This is a genomic window from Rhodoferax sp. GW821-FHT07G04, from assembly GCF_059418585.1.
This window is the reverse complement of sequence record NZ_JBWKQD010000005.1, coordinates 272,255-285,856: the sequence shown is the minus strand read 5'-3', so window position 1 is coordinate 285,856 and position 13,602 is coordinate 272,255. Positions and strand designations below refer to the sequence as shown.

At 60.4% G+C, this 13,602-nt stretch carries 9 protein-coding genes, 1 tRNA gene and 1 pseudogene; 2 read left to right on the top strand and 9 right to left on the bottom strand.

Features of this window, described 5'->3' with window-relative positions:
- Positions 1-16 precede the first annotated feature (16 nt).
- Together AC07OO_RS22495 and AC07OO_RS22490 are read right to left on the bottom strand one after the other, a co-directional pair.
- Positions 17-736, bottom strand: a complete 720-nt coding sequence (locus AC07OO_RS22495) for a hypothetical protein (RefSeq protein ID WP_495084381.1) — start codon at positions 734-736, stop codon at positions 17-19.
- 214 nt (positions 737-950) lie between these two features.
- A complete protein-coding gene (locus AC07OO_RS22490) occupies positions 951-1,985 on the bottom strand; it encodes an acyltransferase family protein (RefSeq protein WP_495084380.1) in 1,035 nt (344 codons plus the stop codon).
- Positions 1,986-2,336: 351 nt separating this feature from the next.
- Here AC07OO_RS22490 and AC07OO_RS22485 point away from each other — a divergent pair, with 351 nt between their 5' ends.
- Positions 2,337-3,344 (top strand): alpha/beta hydrolase family protein, encoded by a 1,008-nt coding sequence (locus tag AC07OO_RS22485; RefSeq protein ID WP_495084379.1) that lies wholly within the window; start codon positions 2,337-2,339, stop codon positions 3,342-3,344.
- Between the two features lie 96 nt (positions 3,345-3,440).
- Here the strand turns inward: AC07OO_RS22485 and AC07OO_RS22480 are convergent, their stop codons facing one another.
- From AC07OO_RS22480 to AC07OO_RS22450, 7 genes and pseudogenes are all read right to left on the bottom strand, one after another.
- A complete protein-coding gene (locus AC07OO_RS22480) occupies positions 3,441-5,162 on the bottom strand; it encodes a fibronectin type III domain-containing protein (RefSeq protein WP_495084457.1) in 1,722 nt (573 codons plus the stop codon).
- A gap of 999 nt (positions 5,163-6,161) precedes the next feature.
- Positions 6,162-6,872 (bottom strand): annotated as a pseudogene (locus AC07OO_RS22475) (alpha/beta hydrolase fold domain-containing protein); the annotation flags it as partial.
- Positions 6,873-7,147: 275 nt separating this feature from the next.
- Positions 7,148-8,206 (bottom strand): RNA 3'-terminal phosphate cyclase, encoded by a 1,059-nt coding sequence (rtcA, locus tag AC07OO_RS22470; RefSeq protein ID WP_495084454.1) that lies wholly within the window; start codon positions 8,204-8,206, stop codon positions 7,148-7,150.
- A complete protein-coding gene (locus AC07OO_RS22465; protein ID WP_495084378.1) occupies positions 8,199-8,621 on the bottom strand; it encodes a zinc-ribbon domain-containing protein in 423 nt (140 codons plus the stop codon). Before AC07OO_RS22465 ends, rtcA begins: the two co-directional genes overlap by 8 nt.
- Positions 8,622-8,630: 9 nt before the next feature.
- Positions 8,631-9,863, bottom strand: coding sequence for an RtcB family protein (locus tag AC07OO_RS22460; protein ID WP_495084377.1), 1,233 nt, complete (start codon positions 9,861-9,863; stop codon positions 8,631-8,633).
- Between the two features lie 285 nt (positions 9,864-10,148).
- Positions 10,149-11,288 carry a slipin family protein gene (locus AC07OO_RS22455; RefSeq protein ID WP_495084376.1) on the bottom strand — a complete coding sequence of 380 codons (1,140 nt, stop codon included), beginning with the start codon at positions 11,286-11,288 and terminating at the stop codon, positions 10,149-10,151.
- Positions 11,289-11,536: 248 nt separating this feature from the next.
- Positions 11,537-11,610: transfer RNA gene (locus AC07OO_RS22450), tRNA-Ile, on the bottom strand.
- Positions 11,611-11,961: 351 nt separating this feature from the next.
- Here AC07OO_RS22450 and rtcR point away from each other — a divergent pair.
- Positions 11,962-13,587, top strand: coding sequence for an RNA repair transcriptional activator RtcR (gene rtcR, locus AC07OO_RS22445; protein WP_495084375.1), 1,626 nt, complete (start codon positions 11,962-11,964; stop codon positions 13,585-13,587).
- Positions 13,588-13,602: the final 15 nt, after the last annotated feature.

Below are 13,602 nucleotides of genomic sequence, written 5' to 3'. Positions count from 1 at the left end.
CGCCCATCCCCAATAACTAATTCAGCGACCCCGCCAATTCGCGCAATGCCTGGCGTGGGTTGTTTTCGATGATGTCCCCGTGCGACACCACAATGCGCTTCAGTGATGGCATGGCGGCCCACTCTAGCAATTGCAGCCGCAAGGCGGCCTTGTCGCCCACCACCTTCATCCTAACCACGGAGGGGATATGCGGCCCGTCCCCTGCGAAGCCGCCAAGCCGCAGCAGCCAGCCACCAAAGCCCTTGGCGCCGTGGATGTTGGCCACCACGTCATTGAGGATCAGCGTGCAGCCTTCGCCCGAGCGCGACAGGAGCGCGGCCTCGTGGCCCCGCGTGCCGGGTACGACCATGAACTCCAATTCGGGGTCTTGGAAATTCGGGGCCATCGTGTCCACCGCGACCACTTCTTCGACCTTGGCGCGGGCGCCGGGCGGCGCGACGACCTGCATGCTGGGGTAGCGGTCCCTCCAGATCTTGGCGTCCAGGCGATGCGTATCGCTAGGTACGATCAGAAATGCCGGACGGCCCCAGGCCTCCAACGCCGTCATCTCGTCTTCGTCCAGCGCAATGGCGCTATAAATGACCAGGCGTGCGCCGTGCAGCCGAACCACCGTCATGCGCCGCGGCAGGTCCACCAGCGGCATGTGGATGTCTCCAGTGACAGTCAAAATGTTGCTGCCGACACGGATAGGCTGCCGGTGGGGCAGCACCTGCCAGTGTTGTAGTGGGGCGCCCATACCTAGTCCTTGGCTGCGCCACACGAGATGAACCAGGGCGTGCCGAACCGGTCGGTCAGCATGGCGTCGGTGCCGGTGCCGTCGAAAAACAGGTAGCTGTCGAGCTGGAACATAGGGGTTCTCCTTTCAAGAAACCCCACCCTAAGCTGGGCCTGGCGCGTGGTCTGTACGCTGCCACGCATATCCGGCAGCCATGCAGCCACCGGGTATGCGGTCAGGCCGGTATGCGCAGGGCCGACAACGGCCGTTCGACCAGACGTTCAAACAGTATGGAGATCACCACGCACACGGCCCAGGTGGCCGCAGCAAACCAGAGCGCAGCGCCGGGGGCCGTCCATGCAAAGCGTGTCCATAGCACGTTGGCCAGCAGCACGATTGCAAAGTGGGTCAGAAACAAGGCATACGAGCTTCGGCTCAGCATCCGCAGCACCCTGAACGCCAGGGACCGCAGTGCGGGCTTCTGGTGCGCATCGTGGCCCAGGTGCCAGCGCGCCACGCCCAAACCCAGTGCCACGACCAAGGCCAGCGCTATACGCAGCCTGAAGTCCCACACCAGTGCGGCGGCACCGGCAGCGGCCAGCAAGGCCAAGAGCTTGCCCGCATGGCGCGAGTGGCCGGCCCACCAAGCGAAGGCACCCATGCCATAGGAGCCAAAGAAGTACAGCGCCCAGATATCGCCCTTCTGGTGCAGGTTGAAGAAAAACAGCGAGCCCAACATGGCCAACGCCACCAACCACTTGGCGCCGCGTCCACCCACCCACAGCAGGACCGCCATCGCCGCAAAGAGCTGAAAATCGATGGCCACGTACCAGACACCGCTGGACAGCGACTCATAGCCCAGGATGTCGAACAAGAGTGCAAAGTGCGCCAGCAGTGCAAACGGGCTGGGCGCCGCGGGGATGAAATCCGCATGCAACCAATGCCGCGCCACGGCGCTGCACGCGGTCACCAGCAGCAGGGCCACGCCAAACGGCAGCACCAGGCGCACATAGCGCTGCGCCACACTGCGCCACGGCCACTTACGCTGGAAGTAGCCGTGCGGGGCCAGCGTGCCAGCCGCCAGGTAACCGCCAATTACCAGGAACACCTGCACCGCCATGCGCGCGTATTCGAAGAACCAATCCGTCAGCATGGGAAAGGCATGCTCCAGCGCATCGGACAAAGGGCCATATGCGGTGAAGTGGTGGAGAACGATGAGGTGCGATGCCAGCACCTTGGCGGCATCGATATGTGTCTGGCGGCGTGACATGGTTTCCTGGCGCGGTGTCTACGCAACCGCGGGCCGCAGTATAGACCCCGCCCGGGCGTGCCAGGGCCCCGTTTGCGTAACAATGCGCAACACTTCGCGATACGACACGACGGGCCTGTGCATGAAAGTTCTCGCTATCTAAACAGTAGCATATCACCGACCACCGCCAGAGAGACTCCTGCGGAAGGCGGCGGCACAGGCGCCAAAGCTCGCGCATCCCTGCGCGCATTTCGCGCCCGGAATAAGGCGCTTCGTCTCAGGCCGGGCGACGGACATGCTGCCGCTTTACACAATGGCCGCTTCAAAGAAAAGAAAGAAAACCTTTCTTCCATCCACAGGAGAGAACCCAACATGATGAAAATGCGCACCCTGCACAAAGCACTGTCTGCCCTGGTATTCCCGCTTGTCCTTGCCGCTTTGGCGCCCGTGGCGCATGCCGCAGGCCTCCAGTTCATCGAAGTACCGGCCGATAGCAAAGGCCCCGCGCTCAAAGGCGCCGTCTGGACGCCGTGCAGCGCACCGGCCGCTGAGATTCAACTGGGTTCCATGACACTGTCCGGCGTCAAAGATTGCCCGGCAACGGGCAACAATCTACCGCTGGTCGTGGTGTCACACGGCAGCGGCGGCAGCTTTCTGGGGCACCGCGATACGGCCGAGACACTGGCCGACGCGGGCTTTGTGGTGGCCGCCATCAGCCACCCGGGCGACAACTTTCAAGACCTGAGCCGCCAAGGCCATCTGTCGGCCTTTCTCACACGCCCGGTGGACATGCAGCGCCTGGTCGACTACATGACCACGCAGTGGCCAGAGCATGGCCGCGTGAACACCCAGGCCATTGGATTCTTCGGCTTCTCGCGCGGTGGCTACACCGGCCTGGTGGCATCCGGCGCGGTGCCAAATTTCCGCGTGGGCCTGGGCCTGTGCGCAGAGCGCAGCGCTCCGCTGTGCCAGGAAGTCCAGGCCAAAGAGTTGCCACCCGCGCCTGCGCGTGACAGCCGCATCAAGGCAGCGGTGATTGCAGACCCGCTGAGTTTGTTCGACGCCCAGGGCATCGCCTCCGTGAACGTTCCCATCCAGCTGTGGTCTTCGGCACTGGGCGGAGATGGCGTCACGCTGCGCAGCGTGGAGGCGATTCGCACCGCCCTGCCCACCCTGGCCGAATACCAGGTGGCCGAGCGCGCCGGTCACTTTGCCTACCTGGCGCCCTGCTCTGCCCAACAAATGCAGGCCCTGCCCGCCATCTGCCGCGACAACCCGGACTTTGACCGCGTGGCATTCCACCAGCAGTTCAATGCCAAGGTGCTGGCGTTCTTCAAGGCGCGTTTGGTGCAGGGCGCGGGCGAAGCCGCAGCCCGCTAAGCAGCCACCTGCACCAGCACGCCGCCATCCAACGGCAGCAAGGTGGATACGCTGATACCGAGCAATAGCACCTGTATCTTGGGACGGGATCGAGCCCTAGGGGTTCACAGGGTCACTAGTCCAATCTGACCAAGGACCACTGCCCACACTACTGTTGGTCCTGGCACGGCACATGTATTGTGTGCCGTGGACTAAGCCTGTAACGGTGATAGGCGAACTAGTGCCAGTGACCAACGTGCCGCCGCATGCGGCGGTGTAGTTGACCAATGTACCGCTACCCAAGGCGCCCGGCGTAAAGTTAACCGTGGCGGAACCAAAACCAGCTGTTGCAGTACCAATGGTTGGCGCGGACGGCAGGGTCTGCACCACGGGTGTTACCGTGTTGGATACCCCAGACCACGGGCCGACACCCGCGCTGGTGGTGGTGTTGACCTTGCAGGAATACGACGCACCATTGGTCAGGCCAGTCACGGTGATCGGTGAGTTGGTCCCCGTAGCTGTGATGCCACCGCAGTCTGCCGTGTAATTGACCAAGGTGCCACTGCCCAATGCACCAGGCGTAAAGGCCACGCTTGCGCTGGCATTGCCCGCCGTGGCGCTAATGCCAGTGGGCGCTGCAGGCGCTACAAGCTGTACAGGCGGCTGTGCACCCACGGCTGTCCAGGCTTCCAGCTCAATGATGTAGGACCAGCCCTTGAGGCTATTGTTCACGTTGACGCGTATGCGATCCGTAGTGACCGCGGGGAACGTGACGGTGCGCTTGACTAGGTTGTTGCCGGTAACCGTTGCCTGGGTCACCCAGGATGAGCCGTTCCAGGTTTGCACGTCAAATTCTGTGATGCCGTACACCGAGAACGTCATGGTGTCACTAGGCTCCACGGCAGAGTCGTTCCACACGTCTTGCGGCGAGAACAGCACTACGCGGTCGATGGTTTTGGCGCCGTTGAAAGTGATTTGCGCCCAGTCCGAGAAGATATAGCGATCGGCATCAAACCAGGTCGTGACAACGCCGTTCACAGACCCTCTACGCTCGTTGTCGTTCATGTACGACGCAGGGAAGTAGCTGCTAAACGTGCTGGAGGCACTGGCTACTCCGCCTTGGGAAGCCAGCGCAACGTTCACACTAGGTATTGATGGCGCCGCCGGGGTCACACTGTTCGAAGCTGCCGACCATGGGCTGACGCCCGCTGTGCTGGTGGTCTTGACCTTGCACGAATACGACGCACCGTTAGTAAGGCCCGTCACAGTGATGGGTGAATTCGCTCCGGTAGCTGTAACGCCGCCGCAATCAGCCGTGTAACTGACCAAGGTGCCACTGCCCAATGCACCCGGTGTAAAGCTCACGCTGGCGCTGGCGTTGCCCGCCGTAGCGCTGACGCCCATAGGCGCTGCAGGCGCTACGGGCTGAGCAGGCGGCTGTGCACCCACGGATGTCCAGGCTTCCAGCTCAATGATGTAGGACCAGCCATTGAGACTGCCGTTCACCTGAACGCGTATGCGGTCCGTAGTGACTGCGGGGAATGTGACGGTGCGCTTGACCAAGTTGTTGCCGGTAACCGTTGCTTGGGTCACCCAAGCCGAGCCGTCCCAGGTTTGCACATCAAAGGCTGTGATGCCGTACACCGAGAACGTCATGGTGTCGCTGGGCTCCACGGCGGAGTCGTTCCACACGTCTTGCGGCGAGAACAGCACTACGCGGTCGATGGTCTTGGCGCCGCTAAAGTTGATTTGTGCCCAGTCCGGGAACGTATAGCGAGTGGCATCGAACCAGGTTGTGACAACGCCGTTCACCGAACCTCTGCGCTCGTTGTCGTTCATGTACGACGCAGGGAAGTAGCTGCTAAACGTACTGGAGGCACTGGCTACCCCGCCTTGGGAGGACAGCGCAACGTTGACGCTAACACTTGGCGCAGCCCCTACTGGGGTCACAGCATTTGACGCTAGCGACCATAGGCTGGTGCCCACGCTGGTGGTGGCTTTGACCATGCAGGAATACGACGTCCCATTCGTCAGGCCCGTCACTGTGATTGGTGAGTTGGTCCCCGTAGCTGTGATGCCACCGCAGTCTGCCGTGTAGTTGATCAAGGTACCGGTGCTTTGTGGGTTTGGGGTGAAAGCGACGCTAATAGAACCGTTTCCAGGCGTCACGGCTGTGATCGTCGGCCCGGATGCGGGAAACACGGGAGTGACTGAGTTGGAGGAGCCAGACCACCCGCTGCTACCCGTGCTAGTGTTGGTTTTGACTTGGCAGGTATAGGTGGTTCCATTCGTCAACGGCGTAACGACGATGGGTGAGCTAGTCCCAGTGCTGGTGACACCGCCGCAACTGGCGGTGTAGTTCAACAGCGTGCCGGAGCCAATCCCCCCCGGGGTAAAGCTCACGACAGCAGCGCCATTGCCCGCTATGGCAGTACCAATCGAAGGTGCGGACAGGGTCGCTTGAGACGAGGGGACGACTGAAACAGTCGTCCAGTCTGACCAAGGGCTACTACCCACACTGCTGCTTGCCATGACGCGACACAGGTATTGCGTATTGCTGGAAAGCCCGGTTACTGTGATGGGCGAGCTAGTGCCTGTAGCGAAGGCACCTCCACAAGCGGCGGTGTAGTTGACCAACGTACCCCCGCCCAGTAGGCCCGGGGTAAAGGCTACATTGACAGAATCAATGCCTGGTGTGGGAATGCCAATCGTTGGAGCAGTCAGCGGCATGGCAGAAGAGGTGGCCCAAGCGGTTAGAAATGCCTCCAACGGCTTTCTGACTGATGGATCGATTGGATTGGATTGGAAAAGTAGGCCAACGTCTTTATGCTTCAATGAGCCCAGCGTGATCAACTCACAAGATGCGCCTTGACTACGAATTTTGCCGCACGCGGCAACCGCTTGGTTATAAGGAACCGTCGTATCCGAATCCCCATGAAAAAGGAGTGTTGGCGGTGTCTGGGAATTGATGAAAGCAATAGGGGATGCATTTTCAAGGGAGGGCTCAGAAAGCGGCGTATTGGCGTACAGCAAAGCATCAATAGACGCCTTACCGTCATCGTCGAAGTCAGGGAGACCAGAAACCGGATTTTTTCTTGTCAAATCCCATGGGCCGGATATCGACACAATGGCCTGGACTTGGCTCGATACGTTAGAGTCATAGATTGCCTTCACTCCAAGCCACGCCGCAAGATGGCCGCCGGAGGAGCCGCCTATGGCTACTATTTTTTGCGGGTTGATCCCAAGCGAGCTTGCATTGTTTCGCAACCACCACACACCCGCCGCCACATCTTCGCCCTGCTTCGACCACTTATTTTCTGGCGCCAACCGGTATTCGACCGACATGGCGACCACTCCGTGCTCGGCCAGCCATTTCCCGATTGGGGCAAACTCAGTGCGCGTGAACGACTTATCAAGTCCCCAGCCGCCGCCATGAATCAATATCGCCGCAGGACGTGGGACAGTGGGAATAGGGCCGGGCGGTAGATAGAGGTCGTACGCCAAGTCGCCCTTGTAACAACTCGATTGAGTTGGGCATGTCTGTGCCATTGCACCCATAGGAAGCAACGAAACGACCAGCGCAAACAACAATAGTTCCAAATATTTTTTCATAGAAGAGGACACGGGCGTCCGGTTAAAGGTCAAACGAAAACAATGGATTGCAGATGTAAGAGAGGTCGATTTGGGAGCATTCGGACGACAAGACACGAACAACTCGATTTCCACACATTAATGGCCTACAAAATCGGCCGGCAAGTGTAAAGCAAGACGTTGGATGAATTCCTCTTAGCGATGGCCATCAGCACTTCGGTGGTGTACGTGGACTAAGCATCCACCCGCACCAAGAAACCGCCATCCAGCGGTTCCATCATGAAGTGCAGCGGCAGGAACTGCTCAATGACTTTGGCATTGGTGCGCGTGTGCTCCGACAATGTGGTCGCCCAGTACCGCCCGGCACGGCCTCGCAATGCCGCCAGCGCCAAAGGAATCATCAACTGGTCCGCCAGGTGTTCGCCCACCGGCGCGCGGTGAGCCAGGTAGACCTGGGTTTCGCGCAGCACGGTGCGAGCCACTTCCTCGGCACGCACGCTCTTCTCGCCAAAGGCGGTCAACACTTCGGTGATGTGCTCGTATTGCAGCACCACTTGCAGCGCGTTGCCAGGGCCTTCGTTGGCGCGCAGCGCGCGGTTACGCAACTGCGCTTCCGTCCACCCCAGCGCTCGGCCCAGCACGTCCAGCTCGCGGTCGGCCACACCACGGGGAATGCCCGCGTGCAGGCATTCGGCCCAGGCCTCGACCAAGGCGCCGCGCTCCATCAGGTGGATGGCTGCCAGTCCCTCTGGCAGCGGGGCGATGCGCACGCGCACCTCACCACCGCCAGCAGGGTAGAAGCCATGGCGCTGCAGCTCCAGCGCATACAGTGTCTGGCCACCTCCAGAAAAGTAGGGCGCCATGCGGCTCAAGAAGGTAGCCGATGGCGCCATCGGGTTGTGGGTGCCACCACGCAGCGTGAGGCTGGAGGCTTGCGCCGCCAGCGCCAACGGCCATAGCACGGTTTGCAGCACCAGCATGCAACTGCCGGCCGAGCCGACTGCAAACTCATAGTCGCCGCCACGCACTGGGCCGGGCGTGAAGTGCAATTGGTCGGCGCCAATCTGCACCGGTGCGCCCTCGGCGTCGAGCGCCTGGCAATGCTCAGGCCCGCCGCCTACAGCCACAGCCGCCTGCACGCAGGCCAGGTGCTGGCGCATCAGGCCGGGCTTGGGGCGCTTGGCGCGGATGTTGACCAGCTTGAACGCCTGGCCGGTGATCAGGCTCAGGGCGAGGGCTGTACGCAGGATCTGCCCACCGCCCTCGCCTTGCGAGCCGTCGATTTCAATCACTTCTTTGATTTCGGTTTTCGTCATCATCATTCTTCTTTTTCTCTGCTTTCAATGCCAAGCCGGCTTGGCTTACGCGCCGGGCCTCTTCAACCCGCGCGCGCTCCACCGCCCGGCAGGGGCGGCAGCGCACAGCGCGGCTGTCTATAGGCCCCTTGGCAATTTCATACCACCACTTTTGCTGCTTGGCCGTCCATATTTCGTGTGCGCCACAGTCTTTGCAGACGAAAGGCGTATCGATGTAGAACGAAGGCAGCAAACCCCATGTAGTGTTGTGGGCCAGTTGCGCAGGGTCCACCGCCACGGCACCCAGAGGCACTGCCTTTGCAGGCATATAGGGGTTGGGCGCCTGCGCGGCACGCAGGCGCACTAGGCGCTTGGCCTTGATTTCCTCCCGCCTTTGCTTTCCGCTCTTCATTTTCTTCAATCAACCTTTCACACACACCACTTGCTTCAGCGTGTAAACCACTTCCACCAGGTCGTTCTGCGCCAGCATCACGGCGTCGATGTCCTTGTAGGCCATGGGGATCTCGTCGATCACATCGGCGTCCTTACGGCATTCCACGCCGGCCGTGGCATCAATCTGGTCCTGCACCGTGAACAGTTTCTTGGCCTTGGTACGGCTCATGGTGCGCCCCGCACCGTGGCTGCAGCTGTTAAAGCTATCCGGGTTGCCCTTACCGCGCACGATGAAGCTCTTGGCACCCATGCTTCCGGGGATGATGCCCAGCTCGCCCGCCTTCGCGCTCACGGCGCCCTTACGGGTCACGAACACTTCTTGCCCAAAATGGGTTTCCTTCTGCACATAGTTGTGGTGGCAGTTCACCGCTTCCAGGTGCGTCTCGAATGGCTTGCTGATCGTCTTGCGCAATGCGCCGATCACGGCCTGCATCATCACCTCGCGGTTCAAGCGCGCAAACTTCTGGGCCCAACCCACGCCGCGCACGTAGTCACCAAAGTACTGGGCACCTTCTTCAAAGTAGGCCAGGTCCTGGTCGGGCAGGTTGCGCTGGTGCAGCTCCGCGTCCTTCTTGGCCAGCTCAATGAAATGCGTACCAATGGCGTTACCCACACCGCGCGACCCGCTATGCAACATGATCCACACACTACCGGCTTCGTCCAGACAGATTTCCACAAAGTGGTTACCCCCACCCAGCGTTCCCATATGGCGGTGGTTGTTGGTGTTCTTCAAGCGTGGGTAGTCCACACACAGCGCGTCAAATTCGGTCACCAGTTGCGCCCAGGCAGTGTCCGCAGCGGCAGGCGTGTTCTCCCACGAACCCTTGTCGCGGTTGCTCCCCTCACGACGGTACTGCTTGGGCGACATGCCGTGCGGCACGGCCTTTTCAATCTCGCTACGCAGCGGTCCCAGGTTGTCCGGCAAATCGCTGGCGACCAGCGTGGTCTTGCAGGCGATCATTCCGCATCCAATATCCACCCCCACCGCAGCGGGAATGATGGCCTTGAGCGTAGGGATCACGCTACCAATGGTGGCACCGATACCGTAGTGCACGTCGGGCATCACGGCCACGTGGCTGAACACGATGGGCAGCTTGGCCGCGTTTTCCAGCTGGCGCTGGGCTTCGGCTTCAATGGGCACGCCATTGGTCCACATCTTCACGGGCACGCCGTTGGGGACGTTGAGTTGTTGGTAGTTCATTTTTTTGATTCTCTTTCATTCATTTCTAATTTATGGTGGACACGGCGGGATTCGAACCCGCATCAATACGGCGACCACGGTGTTTGAATCCTGTGGCCCAGTGGACGATTGGAAACGCGCGCCAGTGACAGACCCGTCATCGGAGCCAGCACCTGCATCCTCAACCTTGCTCGTCCACCGACTTGCCCGCCGTACTCGGTGTTACCCGAGCTGCCGGCAATATCAACATTTTTGGCAGTGGCGCTCCCTTCTGTGCCTGCGTGCCCTTATCTCTTCAACTCCTACTCAACGCAGCTTCACCAGCCCGTTGAGCACCTGATCCAAACCGCCAAACACAGAGATCTTGTCAATGCGTTCAGCCACGCGTTCCAAGGTCTCCAGCTCTTTCATACGCAAGGCGATGGGGTTGTCTTCCATCAGCTTGGCGGTGTTCAACAGCGAACGCGTGGCGGCAGTCTCTTCGCGGCGGCGGATCACGTTGGCTTGGGCCGATTTCTCGGCTTCCACCACCTGGGCCAGGATGGTCTTCATCTCGCCGGGCAAGATGATGTCCTTCACACCCACGCCTTCCAGCGTGATGCCGGCTGCCATCAGTTTCTGCGCTGCGTAGTCCTTCACGATGGTGTCGATGGTTGCCTTGTCTTCCAGCAACTCGTCCAGCGTGCGGGTACCCACGGCGGCGCGCAGACCAAACTGCAGCTCGCGGTAAACCAGTTCCGCAGGCTTGGCGGTAGTAGCGAATGCCTTCTGCACTTCGTCATAACGCCAGGTTGCCGAAAGGTTCAAGCGCAAGCCCACCTTGTCCTTGGTCAGGATATCCTGGCCGCTGATCTCCAGCGCCTGCGAACGCAAATCGACACACTCCACCTGCACCTGGCGGTTGTAGCGCCAGAACCCGTAGGCACCGGCACCCAGCAACTCTTGCAACTTGCCGTCCACGGTCAACACACCCACGTGGTAGTCCGGCACTTGCACCAGCAACACACCGGCCAAACCAGTCACCGGGCGCTGGCGCAACTGGGTCTGGCTCAGCTTGGCGATCAATTCGGCAGACAGCTTTTCGCTGGTGGCGATATCCACCACATCCACACGCACATCGTTCAAGCCCTTCCAGTACAGCTTGCGGGTTGCGGGCGGCAAAATTTCCACTAGCAAACCGTTCTCATACCGCAGGCCCACTTGGGAGTCGGTCAGCGCGGCGTGCACAAATTCTTGCGCCAAAACTTCGGGCTCCTTGGCCATGAAGTAATCGGCCAGGCCGTGTACAAATGCCGTTTGCTCCATGGCAAAGGTCTCGATGCGCACGGGTGCACCCCAGGTACCCACCCAGTGTTGACCGGGCTGCAACACGCGCTCGAAGTCGCCATTGCGCAGCAACAGGCCGCGTTCGTTTTTCTTGATGGTGATGCGTTTTAAACCTAACATTTTTTTCTTCCTATTTTTCTACTTCTATCCGTGTGAAGGGCCGCTGCAGCAACAGGCGCGGACTCCGGGTGCAGGCACCGTTTGGCAGTGGTTTGAGGGGCCTGGGCGTCACCCAAATCTCAGTCCACTGTCGCTCGGTGTCGCAGATCCTTTGCTCTGGCGACTGCTGCTGGTGGGCTTTTTGACGACCCACGTGCGGCACTTCTCTCTTCTTCACTACTTCCAAGTAAGCTGGCTTTTTGACGACCAGCGTTCGGCGGGAATCGAACCCGCGACAGACGCGTTATCAGCGCGTTGCTCTACCAATCTGAGCTACAGAACGGTGGCATCCAGGAGTTGAACCTGGCGGGGCGGCTCCTCTACCCGAGCCACCCCTTGACCGCATGCCTTTGCCCCACGTTTCCAGGTCGCGGCATACAAAAAAACATGGCATGAACCAAATCTCTTTGCACCAGCGAGGCCCGGCTACCCGGAAACCCCTGCTTGTCAGCGAACACCTTCTGCGTATGGCACTTCCTATATTGCATGGGGCGTGCCAAATCCCCTCGCCCGGCATGAATTTTTCATAAACCATTGAATTTATTGAATATTTTCAATACTCAACCACATTCAACCCCAAACAGCTCAGATGGAAAATCAATTAATTTATCTTTTTAGCTAGTAAACTAGCCATATGAAAAAGCTCGTCGTCATAGGATTCCTGGGCACCCAACTCGATTCAGGCCTCAGCCCCACGCGCTGGGAGAAATGGCGACCCACGGTATCGCTGGCGCAGCATGAGGACTTGGTCGTGGACCGGTTGGAGCTGTTCCACGATGCGCGCAGCACGGCGCTGGCGCGGCAGGTGCAAAGCGACTATGCGCAGCTGTCCCCCAGCACCGAGGTCAAGCTGATAGAGATGAACCTGGCCAACCCCTGGGACTTTGGCGAGGTCTACACCGCGCTGTACGACTGGGCGGCGGCCTACCCGTTTGACACCAACCGCGAGACCTACCAGGCCCACATCACCACCGGCACGCACGTGGCGCAGATATGCCTGTTCTTGTTGGTGGAGGCACGCTTCCTACCCGGTGTGTTGCTGCAAAGCGCCCCGCCCCGGGGGCGCCAGGGGCGCGGCCCCGGCAGCCACGAGGTGATTGACCTGGACCTGTCGCGCTACGACGCGATCAACCAGCGCTTGCATGTGGCGCAGCAAGATGCCGTGTCTTTTTTAAAGAGCGGTATCGCCACCCGCAATGCCCGCTTCAACACGCTGATCGAAGAGGTGGAGCGCGTGGCGGTGCAGAGCAAGGCGCCGATGCTGCTGACCGGCCCCACCGGCGCGGGCAAGTCCATGCTGGCGCGGCGTGTGTATGAGTTGAAGAAGTCCCGCCACCAGATCGGCGGCGAGTTTGTCGAGGTGAACTGCGCCACGCTGCATGGCGACGGCGCGGGCTCCACGCTGTTTGGCCACAAGAAAGGTGCATTCACCGGCGCCATCACTGACCGGCCTGGCCTGCTGCGCACCGCGCATGGCGGCCTGTTGTTTCTAGACGAGATTGGCGAACTGGGCTTGGACGAGCAAGCCATGTTGCTGAAGGCGGTGGAAGAAAAGCGTTTTCTGCCCATGGGGGCGGACCGCGAGGCGCACAGCAATTTCCAGCTGATAGCCGGCACCAACAAGGACTTGCGCATCGAAATCAATGCGGGACGCTTTCGTGAGGATTTATTCGCCCGTATCAACCTATGGACCTACACCCTCCCCGGCCTGGCCCAGCGGCGTGAAGACATTGAGCCCAATATGGACCACCAGCTCACACTGGCCGCACAAGAACTGGGCCGGCAGGTGCGCTTTACAGCAGAGGCGCGTAGTGCCTACCTGCGCTTTGCCACGGCGGTAGACGCGGTGTGGCGTGGCAACTTCCGCGATCTGAGCGCCTCCATCACGCGCCTGGCCACGCTGGCGGACCATGGCCGCATCGGCATTGCACTGGTGAACGCCGAAATCCAGCGGCTGCGTTGGCAATGGCAAGCATTGCCGGCTGCTGATGTGGACGGCGAGCCGGGCCAAGCAAGGACGGCCGCAAGCAATCCGTCGCTGCAAGACCTATTGGGTGACACCGCGGCCACGCTGGACACATTCGACCAACTGCAACTCCAGGCGGTCATCGCGGTGTGCCGCAAACATGCCAGCATCAGCGACGCGGGGCGTGAGCTGTTCAACGTTTCGCGCCAACAGCGCAGCGTCATCAACGATGCAGACCGGCTGCGCAAGTATTTGCTGAAGTTTGGACTGGAGTGGGACACGGTGGCTGGGTAGCTATAGTCATCAACA